Source organism: Streptomyces sp. NRRL S-37, from assembly GCF_000721605.1.
In the GTDB taxonomy this organism is placed as follows: domain Bacteria; phylum Actinomycetota; class Actinomycetes; order Streptomycetales; family Streptomycetaceae; genus Streptomyces.
This window is the reverse complement of record NZ_JOIZ01000010.1, coordinates 34,138-49,606: the sequence shown is the minus strand read 5'-3', so window position 1 is coordinate 49,606 and position 15,469 is coordinate 34,138. Positions and strand designations below refer to the sequence as shown.

Here is a 15,469-nt window from a genome sequence, read left to right as displayed (position 1 = left end):
CCCCACCATTAAGCTCCCCAACCACGGATGTCGTGCCCGCGTCAGTAATGTCCGCCGCTGAGATCACTGTCTCGGCAGCTCCCTCAGCTACGCCCCGAAGTCGGATCAGCGCGCCAGGTGGAAGACGGCCGCCGCGACGATGGTGCCGAGGATGGTGCCTGCGATCACCTGGTTGCGCGTGTGGTCGCGCAATTCAACGCGGGACCATCCGACGACGATGACCAGAAGGAAGCCGAGGGCCATCCACGGGCCGTAGGTCTGCACGAGCATCGCGCAGGCGCCTGCGGACACGGCCTGGTGAACGGAGATCTTCCAGGCGAAGGTGATTGCGGTGAGGATCGCGAGCGTCACCAGCATCGAGACTATGAGGCCAACCATGGTGCGCGGCGCCCCCGCAACGAGCATCAGGACGATGCCGGTGGCTACTGAGAGCAGAATGACGGCCATCACGACAAGCCGTGCCGGCTTCTCCCCGACATGTCTGTCGCCCCAGTGGCCCTTGCGGATGCCGGACTTGATGAAGGCGATCGGGATGGCGGCGGCGAAAAGGGCGCCGACCACTCCCCAGGCAACGCCTGTCCATTGCGCGGTGTGCCAACCGACCAGCAGGGTGACAGCGATGATCCAGTTCTTCGGCTCGAGCCAGTCCGTAATGCGGCGCGCCAGCCGCGACTCGCTGGGGCGGACATCAGTTGTCATGTGAGGAGATCCTTTCCGAATCGCCCTGCCCGTGGGAAATAGTCGACTGCTCTTGCCGGACGAATTCCGAAACGATTGGAGAGGAGAGGTATGCATCGGCAACGGTACGCAACCATGACAGTTCACTCACTCTGTCCCGCCCAGTGACGCCGAGGGATGGGTATTCAACTCCCCTCAAACGTTCCCCATTTCGGGCGCTCTGGACGGCTGCACGCAACCAACAGGCTTCCGCGACTGCGTCAGAGTGTTGCGCATCGACCCCTTTCTGGCGGACGAACTTCCGAGCCTTTGCGTGTGTGTCGACTGACACGTACTCGCGAAGCGCCAGGCAGGCATCCTCGATCTCGATGACGCACCGCTCCAGCCGGAAGGGGACGCGCCTTCTACGCACGGAGGTCGCCAGCACCACGTACGGGGCTGCTTCCGTGAGTTGTGCCCACAGGGGCCGCAGCCTGCGCAGGGTGCTCCACGCCGCGACGTACTCAACGGCGACGGAGAGAGGAGGCAAGCAAACGCCGAGCGCGACCGACAGGACCGTGGCCTGCTTGAGCGTCGTGGAGAGAAGGTTCTCCAAGCCTGGGTAGTTGGTGCCCGAGACAAGCTGAACCGTCACAAAGACGATGCGTTGGAGGGCGTACAGGCTTCCGAGTAGGGTTCCCAAGCCCAGAAATCCGAGGCCGGCCTTCCCAAGAAGGGTTCGGCTGTGACGTACGCCGCCGAGGAACAGCCACGTAGCTACAACCATGGCGATGCCGATGTAGAGCGTGAAGACCGCCATGTAGAGGACAGGGAAGAGGGCGCCACGGCCCTCTCCGAGCCTGACCGGCCCTCCCGGCGTCCAGTTGGCCAAGGCGTAGAAGGCGAGCATGAGGGGCAGCGTCACGCCGGCTGCCACCAATCGGGTGCGCCGTGCCAGGCCCTGTGGTCGAACGACTGCGATGACGAAGTCGAGCAGGTACGCCGCCGAGGTAACGCCGAGCACGTGTTTCAGCAGCGGCGACAGTCTGGCGTCTGTACCGACGGCGGCATCGACTGCCTCTTTGACCTGCGGAACCTCGAACGTCATGGCAGCCGCGAGAGTCGCCAGGGTCAGCGCCAGGCTTCGCTGCTTGTGGGAGTGCCGGATGGACGGCAGTCGCCACAGAGCCACCAGCCAGAGGACGCCGGCGACGATGGTGGATGTACTCATGAGCGGCGGTTCCTCCGGGGGTGGACCAGAGCGTCGTCGAGCCGCGACACCGCGCCGGACCGGCCTCGTTCCCGGATCGAGTGGGCGAGATCCTGAAACAGCTCCCCCAGGCAGGAGGCAGCCATCTCGGCGTCGTACTCGGTTTCACGGTCGTAACTCGTCCGACCGAAAGCGGAGAGCACGGCCGAGGGATCGACTCCGTCGGGGAGGACCTCCAGCAGGGAGTTGACGACGCTTTCGTTACTCCCGGCATGCCCGAGCAGTAGGTGCGCTAGCTCGTGGCGCACGATCTGCGCACGATGCCGTTCGCTGGTAGCCGCGACGTGAAAGATGTGGTCCCCGTGGTCGAAAGAGAGGACCATTCCACAGGGGGCGTTAGCCCCTCCGGTTTCAGGCAATTCGTGGAGGTGCAGAGGGCGGCCACGCTTGATGGCGAGCTGCCGGCATATTTCATCCACCGCGTAGGGATCAGGTATCTCGATCCCCCGCAACTGCTCCTCGCACAGTCGCCTCAGCTGCGCCTCTCTGCGCGCAAATTGCCGATTGAACATGGACGAGATCCTTGCTGTAGCCCCCGAATGAGCGCTGACACGGCCTGCGCTAACCGGAATCCACCGTTCCGCGTGGTTCCAGCGGAGCTTTGCACACGCATAGATGGTTACCCAAGGCGATCTTGAAGGACTGGGTGCGGCATACCAGTCATATCCACCCAGCCGGTGAGAGAGGTCACATCACTGCTCGGGCTTGTCCAGCCCTTCCCATCGGCGCGCCTGGTTGATCACGTCAGTGATCATTTTCAAGCTGCCTGCCGAAAGGCCGTTGGCCCGCAGCGCGAGTCCGCGCACTTCACTGTCGACCACGGCCTCGATGAGTTCCATGGAGGCGCGCACCTTCTCAGCCTCCTCGTCGTCGTAGTCCGAGAAGAAGTACTGCTCTTTGACGTGGAAGTGACCGGCAAGTCGTTCCACCGTCGTGTAGGTGGGGTTGGGCTTCGCCCCGGTCCGCAGCTGCGAGATCGCGCTCTCGGACACGGAGATCGCCCGGGCGACCTCGGCATTGGTGTAGCGCTTGCCGGTCTCCGGGTTCGTCACGGTCTGGAACAGGTGGTTGAGCTTGTCGGCGAATGAGCGCCGAGCGTCGGCCGCGCCGCCGGGCGCCTCTGCCGGTCCGCTGGACTCCACCATCACCGACTCCTCTCATCTAGACGCCGACTCCGGACTGTACTGCAGTGTAGTTCTCAGAACCAAAAGCCGAGGGGCTTCACTTCAGTGTTGACAGGCAGGGATCACTTTGGCGTAGGTTCTCGATCACAGCTTCACTGAAGTGTTGCGACGCCGACGGGACGCAGTAAGCGCTCCTTGCCCGGCCTTCGTGATCTACGTACGCGCTAGGACCCGCCCATGATCGCTCCACCCCCATCGCAGCAGCTCACGCGACTTCTACAGGGTTTAAGAACCAACTCTGGACCTTGACGCGGAGCCGTGCGTATGTTCGTCGTCCCTCGCCGGGCAGACCGCCCGCATGGACGAGCACAGGAGCAATGACGTGCACAACCTCCGGGCCTCATAGGTCCCTGAACACAGCGACGGCGCCCGAGAGCAGCAACTCCCGGACGCCGGACGCTTAACGGCTGTACCGCCCCGGCAAGGGCGGAGATCGCCACCGTCACCACGCTGATCCCTTCCACGGGGGCGTCTCAGCGTGGCAACACCAAAGGAGATTCTTGCATGCGCTCCGCCCTGCGCAAAAGGCCCTTCCGCCCGGCCTGCGCGGCAGCTAGCCCCGCCTCGGCGCCTCAGCGCCCCGAGCCGGACCCAACCATCCTGACCCGGGCAAGCCGCCGCTCCCGCCTGCTTGCCGGGAGCGGCCGATGAGCAGCGAAGCCCGCGAGTGGGTGTGGGAGCACAGCTCCAGCCGAGGGGCCGCGCGTCTGGTCCTCCTGTCGATCGCCGACCGGGTGGCCGACGATCAGTGCATCTCCTGGGCCTCGCTGTCCAGCCTGGCCAAGCGCACGCGCGCCTCGGTCTCCACAGTGCGCGAAGCCGTCGAGCGCCTGCTCCTCGCTGGCGAGCTGGAACAGCTCGACGACCTGGTGGGCCCGCAGCGCAGCACGGTCTACCGCCTGCCTCTCGCCGCCGAGGCGGTCGCGCAGGCGCTGCGAGAGCAGCGGGAGGAAGCGGGCGACACCGCAGTGCCGGACGAGCCCGCCGGCCCTGCGAAGCTCCGGCTGTCGGCTCTGCGGCGGTACGGGATCCGCCCGCGTGAGGTGCCGGAATCCCCCGCGAGGGTCCGGAAACCGGCAGTACCGGAAACCGGCAGGTCGCGACGGAAACCGGCACAGCGGCGTACCGGCCACCGGCACAGCGATGTACCGGCCACCGGCACACAGAACCGTAGTGAACCTGATTTGAACCGGAGGTACAGCAGTGGTGGTGCTGCGGTCACCTCGGCTGCCGAGTGGCAGGTAGACCCCGCCACCCACACCTGGGCCCGCCAGCAGGGACACCTCGACCGCCTCAGCGAGCAGGGCCTGCAGGCCGCCGACGCCAAATGGCGTGCCCACCGGGCGGGCCATGCTCCGAGGCCGGCGGAAGCCTGGGCGGCCGACTGGCGCTCCTGGATCACCCGGGAGCACTCCCCCAACCGCCCGAACCTCTACGCCGTGCCCGGCAAGAACACCGCCTCGTCGAGCGGGATGACGCGGGCGGAGACCCACACCGCCGCCCTTCTCGCCGCCCTCGACGAGCCGACCGGAACGGAGGGCTGACCGTGGACCGCCGCGAAATCGCCGCCCTGCTGGCCTACATCGGCCGACTCGACCCCCGCAGCATCCGCACCGACCAGGGCGAGGCCCGCGACCAGCTCGCCCAGTGGCACGAGCTGCTCGGCGACGTGCCGATGGCGACCCCGCACGGCTGGGACGCCCGCGTCGCCACCCGCCAGCACTACCGCACCTCGCCGTACCAGATCCAGCCCGCGGACGTGGTCCGCCCCTGGGAGAGCTACCGGCGCAACCGCCTGGCCCTCCACTCCGACCCCACACCGTCCGCGGACCCAGACGACCAGGCCGCCTGGACCGCAGAGCTGGTCGGCACCCGCCACGCCGTCGCCACCGGCATAGCGCAGCCCGCGCAGGCCCGGGCCATCACCAGCAGCCAGGAGGGGATCAACCCGAGGCTGCAGGCTCGGCTGGACCAGATCGGCTCCTGCATACCGCCCGCCGCCCGAGCCGCTCTCGCACCGTTCCGGCCCGCCCGGGCAGCCCGTGAGGCCGCCGTCGCGCAAGGGTTGCCTGATGCCCTGAGCGTGCGATGCGAGTGGTGTCTGGCCCCGGTCGGCGAGCCATGCCGCCGCCGCCGGATCAGCCCCAACGACGGGGTACGCGCCATCGCACCGCGCGCCACCCCGCACCCCGGCCGTCTCGACCTCGCCTCCCAGCAGGCACAGCGCACCGAGCAGGCACGGCAGCCCGCCCCTGCTTGACCGGCGCCTCCGGCGCGTGCATCCCGTCCGCTGCAGCGCCGCAACATCACCGTCCCGCACCGGCTGCGGCGCACGCCCTGCGCCGCGGCCGGCGCCCAACGCCGCGCCCCGAGTACCGCCCTAGCCCGGCCGGTGCGGCAGCACATCGGAGACTCGCCTTGCGCCACATCACCACCCACGACGCGCCGGCCACCGGCCTGCGCGGCATCGGAGACACCAGCTGGCACGTCCGCGGAGCGTGCCACGGCATGGACGTCGAGGACGCCGACGCCGTGTTCTTCCCCGGGCCCCGGGATCACGAGGAGATCGCGGAGGCGAAGGAGCTGTGCGGCTGGTGCCCCGTACGCCGCGAGTGCCTGGACTTCGCCCTGGAGAACGTCCTCAAGGAGGGCGTCTGGGGCGGGCTCACCGAAGCCGAGCGGCGCCCACTGCACGACAACCTGCACCGGCGCCTGGACTACCGGCGTGTGACCGCGTTCTTCCAGGGACGCGACGTGCACCTGACGGAAGCCGAGCGGCAGGTGGTCATCGACCACGCCTACGTCCGGGGCTGGCAGCCCGACCGGCTCGCCGCCGCCCTGCAGATCAGCCACAAGCACGCCCGCGACCTGCTCCGGCAAGCGGCCAACAAGGTCTTCGACCGCGACCGCAACTACGGCGTGCCCCGCTCCAAGAAGAAGCGGAAGAAGACCTCCAAGGCCAAGGGCACCCCCGCGCCCGCAGCTCCCGGTACCCAGCAGCCGGCAGGCCGCCCGGCTGCGTCGACCTCGGCGCACGCCTCTCTCGGAAAGGCAGCATGACCCACCCTGTCCTCGCCTTCGGTGCTACTTCGGACCTCCCTCTCCTCCTCGCCGCCCTCGTGCCCGCCGCCCTCGCGCTCGTGCTGACCGCCTGGACTATCCGGCGCCGGGGGACCCGCTCGCAGAAACGTCTCGGCGGCCCGGCGGTCAAGGTCGCCGCCGTCGCTGCCCTGGGCTGCACCGCCTACAGCGCCGACACCTCGTGGCGGTTCGCGGCCGACTACCTCGACATGGCCGGCACCGCCGAGCGCGCCGGCATGTTCGCCGCCGCCGAACTCGCCCTGTTCGCCACCGCGCTGATGGCACGGCAGAACCTCGCCGTACAGGGCGCTCCCGGCTTGCCGGGCACGCTGGTCTGGGTGATCACGACGGTGCAGGTGATCCCCGCTTACGCCGAGAGCGGCCCCATCGGCGGCACGGTCAGGGCCTTCGTCGGACCAGTCATGGCAGCGATGCTGTGGCACCTGGCCATGGGCATCGAACTGCGCCTACGCACCCCGGGTGCAGCCTCGCATGGACTGATCGCCGTCCTGGGCCGGGAAGCACGCGAACGGCTGCTGTCCCGCCTGGGCATCGCCGCACGGGACCGCGACGCCGCGCAGATCACCCGGGACCGGGCCACCGCCCGCGCGGTCACCCTCGCCGCCCGCCTCGCCGAGCGCACACCCGAGCAGCAGCGGAGCCGTCGAGGCCGGCGGCTGACACGACGCCTGTCGAAGGCGGTCGGCAGGGCCTCAGTCGGAACCGACCCCCTTCAGCGGGCACAGCTGCTCGACCAGCTCGCCGCCCGGCGACACGCGCTCGCGCTCGCCACGGTCCCGCTCCCCTCTCCCTGGTCTCCGGCGCACAGCAGCGCATCGGCAGCCACGGTCCCCGCACAGCCGACATCGCATGTGCCGGTCCCCGTCACCGGTCCCGACGGTTCCGGCGAGCCGGTCCGGGACCGAGGACCGAGGTCTCCTCGGGGACCGGTCCCCGAGGAGGCGGACCCGGAAGCCAAGGTCGGCGCGAGGACCGGGGGCGACGGATCGGGAACGGCCGCGGGGACCAAGCCCGCTGAAGACGGTGCGGTCCCGGGGACCGGACTCGCCGGTCCCGCAGCGCGGGACGCAGCGGCCACGAGGACCGACCGCAACACGCGAGAAGTAGCACCGCCCCACAGTCCGGGACCGAGACCACCCAGGACCGAGGACCGACCGCCCCACAGTCCGGGACCGAGACCACCCAGGACCGAGGACGCAAGGTCCCACTCCGCCGGAAGCCGAGCAGGACGCCCCGGACGAAGAACAAGGACAAGCGTGCCCTGTCCCGCTCTCCGCAGACGGAGCGCCAGGCACGCGAGCTGGGCGAGTCCGAACGCCAGCTTGTCCGCGAGGTGCGCCCGCATGTTTCCGCCCTGCTCGAACGGGACGGCAACGGCGCGATCACCCGGGTGCAGCTGCGCGAAATCATCCGCCGCCAGGGCCTGACGGGTGTCGGTAACGACCGACTCGGCCTCGTCCTCCAGGCGCTGCGGAACGAGGACATCACAACGACGAGGAGCACCGCCCGATGAAGACCTGCCGCCAGTTCAACACCGTCCGCGCAGAGTACGAGCGAGAGATCGGGTTCATGCTCGCTCACTCCGAGCGGCACGCGGGCAGGCCGGCGGCGAAGTCCAGTGCGAAGCAAGCTGCCTCGGCGAAACAGCGGATGGCCCGCGCGCTCAACAGTCACGTCGGGCGCTGCCCCGAGTGCGGCTGAACCGGCAAAGCCCCAGCTCAAGGCCCATACCCGTAAAGGTGGCCCGGCTCCACGCCGGGCCGCCGCTCCGCTTAGGAGGTACGCCGTGATTCCTCGTCCCCCTCGCTTTTCCGAGCCCACCACCGCCGAGGCCGATGCCTGGGCGGACGTCCTGGTCCGTCGCCGACTTCTCCACGCCGTCGTCCTTACGCCGACCGGGCAGTGGCTCGTCCAGGACCGTCCCAACAGACCGGTCCGCGTCCTTGCCAGCCCTGCCGATGTCCTCGCGCTGGCCGCAACCATCCAGCAACGCACCCGCTCGACGAGGCCCGAATCCCGATGACCAACGCACCCAAGAACGGCACCACCCCGGAACCTGCACTCGATTCCAACTCGGTCTCGGGGCGAGCAAGTTATCCCCTTGGATACTCCGCCTTGAGCGGAGTATCCAAGGGCTCCCCCGCCCCTGGAGGGCCGGGGCTCGTCCGGCGCCGGGGGACGCCAGACGAGGAGGCTGCGACCGAGGGCGGATCGCAGCCAGAAGGGACACAGGACACACGCGAGCAGCCGCGTACGCGCCGCCGCAAGTACCAGCGTCGCCAGCGTCCGCACGTCCGCAACACCCGCTTCAGCGATGACGAACTCATCCTCGTGACCGCCGGCGCGAAGGCTGCCGGCCTCACCCTCGCCGGTTTCCTCGCCCGTGCTGCTCTCTCTGCCGCCCAGGACCTTGAACGGACCGCAAGTGCCGTTGCGGACGAGCGCGAGGTGATCGCCGAGTTCTTCGCCGCCCGTCGCCACCTCGGCTACGTAGGCAACAACTTGAACCAGATCGCCCGAGCAGTCAACGCCGGAGCGCACCCGGGCGAACTCGACGTGGTCATCGCGGCCACCGACCGCGCGATCCAGCGTGTCCAGCACGCCACCGACCGGCTATTGCACCAGGACTAGGACTCATCGGCTCCATGATCCCCAGGATCCAGAAGCGCGGACAGCGCACCATCGGTCTCCTCTACTACCTCTACGGACCGGGCAAGTTCGAGGAGCACACCGATCCTCACCTCGTCGCCTCCTGGGACCACAACGCTCCCGACCCCGGCCGCGATGCCACCGCGACCCTCAAGCAGCTCCAGCAGCTCCTGGACCAGCCCGTCGAAAACATCGACCCCTCAGAGCGCCCGAAGAAGCATGTGTGGCATCTATCCGTGCGCAACGGCAGCGAGGACCGGATCCTCTCGGATCAGGAATGGGGCGACGTGGCCCGCCGGATGGTCGCCGCGGCCGGGATCGACAACCCGGAGGAAGGAGCGGGCTGCCGGTGGGCTGCCGTGCGTCACGCCGACGACCACATCCACATCGTCGCCACTCTTGTCCGCGAAGACGGGTACAAACCTGACCTCGACAACGACGCCAACCGTGTGCAGGCCCAGGCCCGGGCACTCGAAGCAGAGCTGGGCCTGCGGCGCCTCAACAAGGGGGACGGCACCGCAGCGAAGCGGCCCACCAGCGCCGAACGCCACAAGGCGATGCGGCAGGGCCGCGAGCGCACCGCCCGCGAGGAACTGCGCGAAACCGTACGGCGCGCGGTGGCCGGCGCCAGGAGCAACGAGGAGTTCTTCGACCGGCTCGCTGCCGCCGGCCTCCTCATCCGCAAGCGCGTCGCGCCCTCCGGCGACCTGCTCGGCTACAAGGTCGCCCTGCCCGACGACCTGAACAAGGACGGCGAGCCGGTGTTCTACCCCGGCGCGCGCCTGGCCCCCGACCTGTCGCTGCCCCGCATCCGCGAGCGCTGGGCCGGTGACGCCCCGGATGCCCGGCGGAGGGATGCGAACCGTAACGGGCCGGGCAATCCGGCCTCCGCGCGCCGCGGCACGGCATCAGCCGTGTGGCAGGCCATGCTCGTCGTCGAGCACGGCGAGGACGGGGCCGCCGCCGCCCACATCGCCGCGGCTGGCGAGGTCCTGGACGCCCTCGCGAAGACGTCCGCTGCCCACACCCGCCGCGAACTGCACGACGCAGCAACAGCTTTCGAACGGGCCTCGCGCTCTCACGTCCGCGCCGTACGCGGGCACGATCAAGCCCTGCGACAGGCCGCCCGTGACCTCGTCCAGGGCGGCCCGGCCCTCGGCCGCGGTGAGGATGGAGCCACCACGGCGATGGCGATCGACATGCTGTTCTTCCTGATCACCGCCACCGCGCACTGGCACGCCAGGAAGGGGCACGCCCAGCAGGCCGAGGCCGCCGCCCGAGCCGCCGAGCACCTGCACGCCGCCTACCGGTCCGCCTCGGCCCAGCCGCTCGGTGTGCTCTACCAGCGGGGCCGGCGACTGAGCCGGCCCATGCTCCAGCGGCAAACGGTGCTGCTGCGCCAGGCGCTGCCGGAGCTGGCCGAGCAGATCCTCGCCGAACCCGGCTGGTTCGCCCTGGCTGCCACGATCGCGGAAGCCGAAGCCGCCGGCCATGATCCGGCCGCCCTCCTGTCCGACGTTGCCGCACGGCGCGAGCTCGGCACCGCGGACTCCGTCAGCGACGTGCTCGTGTGGCGGATGCGGCAGACAGCCGACCTGCCTGCCGATACCACCCACCTTCCCGAAACCAGCAGCACGGAGAACCGGTCCGCGACGCGCGGGACGACCACCAAGCCCTCCTCACCCGCCAGGCGGCGCAGTAGAGAGGAGACATCGCGTCAGACCCGGTAAGCCCACCGGATGCCGGCACGCAGTCTCACCGCATCGCCGCAGTGCCGTACCGAGACACGCATCGTGGCCGACTCACCATCCGGGCAACCGAGAGGCCGTATACCCCTGCTGACCTGGCCGAAGGGACTGTGAACTTTGTGAATTGAAACCGTCGAGGGCGTGGGGCACGATCATGAAACGCGCAGGACGAGGTGCCGATGTGGAGGAGGACGCCAGGGTGTTTCACCGGATACGCCGCAGGGCCAAGGAGCCGGGCGAAGCTCAGAAACGGTTCGCCGAGCTGCACGCGCAACTGCAGGGCCAGGTCCCGCCCGGCATCGGAGTGCCGGCGCCTGAGCCGCAGTCCGTCGAGTCGGCTGCCATCGTGGACGACTTCCTCCCGCCGGAACTGCGGGTGCCGAGCCACGACCAGGTCGAAGGCAAGGTGATGCCGTGGAAGCAACCCCTTGTCCTCGACGGTGAGATGGCCGCCTGCACCGAGTGCGGCGCGTACCGGGACTGGCTCATCCTGTCCACCCGCGGTGAGATATGGCTGCGCTGCCGGGCCGGACACCAGCAGCTGGAGACCCGCATCGACACCGCCTGGTACAACCGGCACTCCGGGCCGGCGGACGCGACACACGCCACGTTCGAGGACTGCCTGCGCCACCTCGGACACTGATCACCACTCCTACGACCTCACCGGGCCCGCGGGCCCGCACTGGCCACCCGTCGCCTAGCACCAAGGGGTCAGTTCCGTCATGCGCGTTCGCGTCACCACCGCACTCGGCATCACCGCCGCCCTCCTCGCCGTGCCCGCGTGCTCCACCGACACCACCGGAACCGAGCACCGGACCACCTCCTCCCGTACGGGAAAGCCGACAGAGGCCGCCCAGGAGCCGGTCGCGCTCTCCTCGGCCGCGCTTGAGTCCCGCCTGCTCGACCCGCGCGACCTCGGCAGCGGCTACCTTCCCAAGCCGGAGCGTCCGGCCAAGCACGACGACGTCACCGTGATCGGCTGCCCGGCCCTGAGCGAGCTGGGCGGCGACGCGGCGACTGGCGGCACGCTCGCCTTCCCGCACAAGGCGGAGGCGGACTTCACCTACGGCGGCAGCTCCTCGGAGATCTCCGAGGAGTTGTACAGCGACAGCGTGAAGAAGCTCTCCGACGGCATCGGCCGGATCTTCGACGCGATGACCGGGTGCCCGACCTATCAGGTCGTCGCGGGCGGCACCCCGGTCGGCGTGACCTCACAGAAGCTGCCCGCGCCCCACGGCCTCGGTGATGAGCAGTGGAGCCAGCTCCTCACGTTCTCCGCGGGAGGGCGGAGCACCGTGGTGTCGACGTTCAAGTTTTTCCCCAGGTTGGGCGGTTTGAGCGTCATGTAATTCCCCATCCCGAATTCTCCTAATTGGCCATGGGTAGCGCGGAGGTCGGGATCGAGGGACCTGGTCGTCGCGGAGCTGCTCAAGTTCCTCGTCCCGTGGTTCGGATGGCCGATGGGCAGCCCGGATGGCGAGGAGAACGTTCGTCGTGGTCGACATCACCGAGATCTACGTCCACTGGTACGCGGGCCGCTCGAAGAGCGAGCTGGCTGCGTCGCTGGGGGTGGACCGCAAGACGGTCAGGAAGTACCTGGCGCCGGCGGAAGCGGCCGGGATCAGCCCGGGTGGGCCGCCGATGAGCGAGGCCGACTGGTCGAAGCTGATCAAGGAGTGGTTCCCTGGGCTCATCGACAGAAGGCTGAGGCAGGTGACCTGGCCGGACATCGACCAGCACCGCGACTACATCAAGAGCCTGCTCGGGACAGTGACCGTCTCGACGATCCACCAGCGCCTGCGTGACGAACACAAACTGCAGGTGTCGATCTCCTCGTTCCGCCGCTGGGTGCACGCGACGCTTCCGGACGAGGTGGCGAAGTCGCAGGTCACAGTGTTGCGCGACGACATCGAACCCGGTTCGGAGGCTCAGATCGACTACGGATTCCTCGGGCCATGGATCGACCCGAGGACCGGGAAACGCCACCGGGTCTGGGCGTTCGTGATGGTGTTGCCGTGCTCGCGGCACATGTTCGTCCGGCCGGTGCTGCACCTGGACCAGCACGCGTGGACGGAGGCTCACGTCGCGGCCTTCCGCTACTTCGGCGGCGTCCCGCGCCGGCTCGTCCCGGACAACCTGAAGACCGGCGTCGACAAACCCGACCTCTACGACCCGAAGATCAACAAGGCGTATGCCGAACTCGCAACGCACTACGGAGCGTTGGTTGATCCGGCGCGGGCGGCGAAGCCGAAGGACAAGCCCCGGGTCGAGCGGCCCATGCCCTATGTCCGTGACTCGTTCTGGCGAGGACGGGAGTTCAGCTCGATCGAGCACATGCAGGCCGAGGCCGTGACCTGGAGCCAGCAGGTCGCCGGGCGGCGGAAGTGCCGGCCGCTGGGCGGGGCCGCCCCGATGACCGTGTTCGACGCCTTGGAGGCGGCCGAACTGCTGTCCCTGCCGCCGACTCCGTTCGTGCTGGCCCGCTGGTCGACGGCCACCGTCGGACCGGACATCCACATCAAAGTCGGCCGCACCCTCTACTCAGTTCCGTGGAAGCTGATCGGTCGGAAGGTCGACGTCCGCTCGACCGCCACGATGGTCCAGGTCTTCCACGACGGCTCCCTCGTCAAAACCCATGCCGCCCTTGATCAGGGCAAACGCACCGACAAGAGCGACTATCCGCCGGAAAAGATCGCCTTCCAGATGCGGACGCCGGTCTGGTGCCGCAGCCAGGCGTCCGAGGTCGGCGACGCCTGCCGCGAGGTCGTCGACCAGCTACTGGAAGTCAACGTCCTCTATCGGCTCCGCGCTGCCCAGGGGGTGCTCGGCCTGCGGAAGAAGTACGGCGAGACACGGCTGGAAGCCGCCTGCGCGAGGGCCATCGCGGTCGGTGACCCGTCCTACCGCACCATCAAGGGCATCCTCATCGCCGGCACCGAGACCGATCCCGAGCCCGAGACCAGCGGAGACGCCGGGGCCGCGGCCTTCCTCCACGGCCCCGCCCGGCTCTTCGCCACCGTCGCGACCCCCGACACGACGGACGACGACCACGACGACCAGGTCCACGACGAAGCCGAGGTGGAAGCCCGATGACCGTGATGGACGCCGCCCTGCGGGAGTCACTCAAGACCCTGCGACTGTCCGGCATGCTGGAAACCCTTGACGCCCGACTCGCCCAAGCTCACGGCGGCGAACTCGGCCACCTCGACTTCCTCCAGGTCCTCTGCCAGGACGAGATCACCCGCCGCGAGACCGTCGCCTTCCAACGCAGGCTCCAGCGGGCCAAGTTCGAGCAGCAGGTCACCCTGGAGGAGTTCGACTTCACCGCCTCCTCGAAACTGCCCGCCGCACAGATCCGCGACCTGGGAGCCCTGCGCTGGCTGCATGCCGGCGAGTCGGTCATCCTCTTCGGCCCCGTCGGCGTCGGCAAGACCCACATCGCCCAGGCCCTCGGCCACCTCGCTGTCCGCCAGGGCGCCCACGTCCGCTTCGCCAAGACCAGCCGCATCCTCGCCGACCTCGCCGGCGGCCACGCGGACCGCACCTGGGAGAAACGGATCCGCGAACTCGTCCGCCCCGACGTCCTCATCCTCGACGACTTCGCCATGCGACAGCTGTCCACAGCCCAGGCCGACGACCTCTACGAACTCGTCTCCGAGCGGCAGGGACGGTCCTTGATCATCACCAGCAACAGGGCGCCCAGCGACTGGTATCCCCTCTTCCCCAACCCCGTCGTCGCCGAGTCCCTCCTGGACCGGCTCATCAACACCAGCCACCAGGTGATCATGAACGGGCCCAGCTACCGTCCCAACAAGCGACCCAGGACTTCTGCTGCCAAACCGTCGACCAGCTAGGCCAGGCCGCTCGCGGCATATGAGAAGGTCATCCGCATGGCCGAGTCCTGGAGCTTCAGTGATGGCACCGTTCCAGCGTCGCCCGCGGCGGCGCTGGCGGTGCTTCGAGAGCGAATCGATGCCGGGCAGCTGGAAACATGGCTGACCAGTTCGCGAGGTCGTTCTCTGGCCGTCATCACGAACGCCAAGCGCGCGATGGTGATGCTGCTTGACGACGAGTCCGACCCCGGCGAGCACGCTGTCACACCGGGAGCTGCCGGCCGGAGCAAGGGCTTCATCCTGGCCAACGGCCAGCACGACGAGTACCTCGACGAGGACACAGTGCCGCTCCCCGACGCACTGCGGATCGTCGACCAGATCCTCGCGGAGGGCACCCCACCGGGCGACACAACGTGGTCGGTCGACAGATAGAAGAGCCAGCACCTGGGGAATTACGTGACCGCAGCCCTGGGGAATTACGCGATCGTCCACACGTGGTCAAGCAGACGGCCATCCGCGACGACAGCCTGCTGCTGATCGTCTCCGGCTCCCCGGCCCTCGTCGACCGCTACCTCGACAAGGCCCTCACCAAGGCCACGGCAGCCGGCTGACCGGCGCCCGACGCGCTGCTGCCCGACCAGGATGGTCGGGCAGCAGCGCTGTATGGCTTACCTCGCTGCACGGTCTGGCAAGGTCTCAACGAGATGTGAACCATGCGGCGAGTGAACTGCCCATCGTTGCGACGAGTGCCGTGACGACGGCGGCCACCAGCCAGGGCGAGATGCGTTGGACGACGACGTGCACGCCACCGAGGCGGAGTTCAAGGACAGGCTGCTGCTTCTCTTCGGTTCGAGGCATACGGCTATTCAGCCGCACGGGAACGTGGCACCGCTACGCCATACCTTCGCCACTTTGCCCCACTTCAACGAGCCTGCGAATACCACATGCTGAGCGGCACCACTACGCCAAAACGTGGCCACTTTCCCCAATTTGAGGCGCCAGAGATACCACACGGGAAGTCCCCAC

At 68.6% G+C, this 15,469-nt stretch carries 16 protein-coding genes and 1 pseudogene; 12 read left to right on the top strand and 5 right to left on the bottom strand.

Going from position 1 to position 15,469, the window contains the following annotated elements; translation table 11 throughout:
* Positions 1-105 precede the first annotated feature (105 nt).
* The 4 genes from IH50_RS0116425 to IH50_RS0116410 all read right to left on the bottom strand — a co-directional run bounded on the left by IH50_RS0116425 (position 106) and on the right by IH50_RS0116410 (position 3,072).
* Positions 106-699 carry a hypothetical protein gene (locus tag IH50_RS0116425; RefSeq protein ID WP_030861957.1) on the bottom strand — a complete coding sequence of 198 codons (594 nt, stop codon included), beginning with the start codon at positions 697-699 and terminating at the stop codon, positions 106-108.
* Entirely contained in the window at positions 689-1,888 is a 1,200-nt protein-coding gene (locus tag IH50_RS0116420) for an MAB_1171c family putative transporter (RefSeq protein ID WP_030861955.1), read from the bottom strand. The genes IH50_RS0116425 and IH50_RS0116420 overlap by 11 nt, the downstream gene beginning before the upstream one ends.
* Entirely contained in the window at positions 1,885-2,439 is a 555-nt protein-coding gene (locus IH50_RS0116415) for a hypothetical protein (protein ID WP_030861952.1), read from the bottom strand. The genes IH50_RS0116420 and IH50_RS0116415 overlap by 4 nt, the downstream gene beginning before the upstream one ends.
* A 180-nt stretch (positions 2,440-2,619) precedes the next feature.
* Positions 2,620-3,072 (bottom strand): helix-turn-helix domain-containing protein, encoded by a 453-nt coding sequence (locus IH50_RS0116410; RefSeq protein ID WP_030861950.1) that lies wholly within the window; start codon positions 3,070-3,072, stop codon positions 2,620-2,622.
* Between the two features lie 686 nt (positions 3,073-3,758).
* Between IH50_RS0116410 and IH50_RS0116405 the strand changes: the two genes are divergently transcribed.
* The 12 genes and pseudogenes from IH50_RS0116405 (at position 3,759) to IH50_RS0116350 (ending at position 14,875) form a co-directional block, all read left to right on the top strand.
* Positions 3,759-4,655: a DNA-binding protein gene (locus IH50_RS0116405; protein WP_030861947.1), complete on the top strand. Its 897-nt coding sequence runs from the start codon at positions 3,759-3,761 to the stop codon at positions 4,653-4,655.
* Positions 4,656-4,657: 2 nt separating this feature from the next.
* Positions 4,658-5,371, top strand: coding sequence for a hypothetical protein (locus IH50_RS0116400; RefSeq protein WP_030861945.1), 714 nt, complete (start codon positions 4,658-4,660; stop codon positions 5,369-5,371).
* 158 nt (positions 5,372-5,529) lie between these two features.
* Positions 5,530-6,171: a WhiB family transcriptional regulator gene (locus IH50_RS0116395; RefSeq protein WP_030861944.1), complete on the top strand. Its 642-nt coding sequence runs from the start codon at positions 5,530-5,532 to the stop codon at positions 6,169-6,171.
* A pseudogene (locus tag IH50_RS37755) lies at positions 6,168-7,726 on the top strand (hypothetical protein). The gene IH50_RS0116395 and the pseudogene IH50_RS37755 overlap by 4 nt, the downstream one beginning before the upstream one ends.
* On the top strand, positions 7,723-7,914 hold the full coding sequence (locus IH50_RS0116385; protein WP_030861942.1) for a hypothetical protein: 192 nt from the start codon (positions 7,723-7,725) through the stop codon (positions 7,912-7,914). Before IH50_RS37755 ends, IH50_RS0116385 begins: the two are co-directional and overlap by 4 nt.
* Positions 7,915-8,232: 318 nt before the next feature.
* Positions 8,233-8,844 (top strand): plasmid mobilization protein, encoded by a 612-nt coding sequence (locus tag IH50_RS38780; protein WP_234328173.1) that lies wholly within the window; start codon positions 8,233-8,235, stop codon positions 8,842-8,844.
* 14 nt (positions 8,845-8,858) lie between these two features.
* Positions 8,859-10,592: a relaxase/mobilization nuclease domain-containing protein gene (locus IH50_RS0116375; RefSeq protein WP_030861938.1), complete on the top strand. Its 1,734-nt coding sequence runs from the start codon at positions 8,859-8,861 to the stop codon at positions 10,590-10,592.
* Positions 10,593-10,809: 217 nt separating this feature from the next.
* Positions 10,810-11,253 carry a hypothetical protein gene (locus tag IH50_RS0116370; protein ID WP_030861937.1) on the top strand — a complete coding sequence of 148 codons (444 nt, stop codon included), beginning with the start codon at positions 10,810-10,812 and terminating at the stop codon, positions 11,251-11,253.
* Between the two features lie 79 nt (positions 11,254-11,332).
* Positions 11,333-11,959 (top strand): hypothetical protein, encoded by a 627-nt coding sequence (locus IH50_RS0116365; protein ID WP_030861935.1) that lies wholly within the window; start codon positions 11,333-11,335, stop codon positions 11,957-11,959.
* A gap of 145 nt (positions 11,960-12,104) precedes the next feature.
* Positions 12,105-13,703, top strand: a complete 1,599-nt coding sequence (istA, locus tag IH50_RS0116360; protein ID WP_030861933.1) for an IS21 family transposase — start codon at positions 12,105-12,107, stop codon at positions 13,701-13,703.
* Positions 13,700-14,464 carry an IS21-like element helper ATPase IstB gene (istB, locus tag IH50_RS0116355; protein WP_030861931.1) on the top strand — a complete coding sequence of 255 codons (765 nt, stop codon included), beginning with the start codon at positions 13,700-13,702 and terminating at the stop codon, positions 14,462-14,464. Before istA ends, istB begins: the two co-directional genes overlap by 4 nt.
* A gap of 36 nt (positions 14,465-14,500) precedes the next feature.
* Positions 14,501-14,875, top strand: coding sequence for a hypothetical protein (locus IH50_RS0116350; RefSeq protein WP_030861929.1), 375 nt, complete (start codon positions 14,501-14,503; stop codon positions 14,873-14,875).
* Positions 14,876-15,139: 264 nt separating this feature from the next.
* Here IH50_RS0116350 and IH50_RS41660 read toward each other — a convergent pair whose 3' ends face one another.
* Entirely contained in the window at positions 15,140-15,301 is a 162-nt protein-coding gene (locus tag IH50_RS41660; RefSeq protein WP_158801248.1) for a hypothetical protein, read from the bottom strand.
* Positions 15,302-15,469 lie beyond the last annotated feature (168 nt).

Coding starts and splice junctions, on each gene's coding strand:
- IH50_RS0116410 (WP_030861950.1), bottom strand. CDS start 3,072: ATGGTGGAGTCCAGCGGACCGGCAGAGGCGCCCGGCGGCGCGGCCGAC.
- IH50_RS0116415 (WP_030861952.1), bottom strand. CDS start 2,439: ATGTTCAATCGGCAATTTGCGCGCAGAGAGGCGCAGCTGAGGCGACTG.
- IH50_RS0116375 (WP_030861938.1), top strand. CDS start 8,859: ATGATCCCCAGGATCCAGAAGCGCGGACAGCGCACCATCGGTCTCCTC.
- IH50_RS0116405 (WP_030861947.1), top strand. CDS start 3,759: ATGAGCAGCGAAGCCCGCGAGTGGGTGTGGGAGCACAGCTCCAGCCGA.
- IH50_RS41660 (WP_158801248.1), bottom strand. CDS start 15,301: ATGCCTCGAACCGAAGAGAAGCAGCAGCCTGTCCTTGAACTCCGCCTC.
- IH50_RS0116385 (WP_030861942.1), top strand. CDS start 7,723: ATGAAGACCTGCCGCCAGTTCAACACCGTCCGCGCAGAGTACGAGCGA.
- IH50_RS0116425 (WP_030861957.1), bottom strand. CDS start 699: ATGACAACTGATGTCCGCCCCAGCGAGTCGCGGCTGGCGCGCCGCATT.
- IH50_RS0116420 (WP_030861955.1), bottom strand. CDS start 1,888: ATGAGTACATCCACCATCGTCGCCGGCGTCCTCTGGCTGGTGGCTCTG.
- istB (WP_030861931.1), top strand. CDS start 13,700: ATGACCGTGATGGACGCCGCCCTGCGGGAGTCACTCAAGACCCTGCGA.
- IH50_RS0116350 (WP_030861929.1), top strand. CDS start 14,501: ATGGCCGAGTCCTGGAGCTTCAGTGATGGCACCGTTCCAGCGTCGCCC.
- IH50_RS38780 (WP_234328173.1), top strand. CDS start 8,233: ATGACCAACGCACCCAAGAACGGCACCACCCCGGAACCTGCACTCGAT.
- IH50_RS0116365 (WP_030861935.1), top strand. CDS start 11,333: ATGCGCGTTCGCGTCACCACCGCACTCGGCATCACCGCCGCCCTCCTC.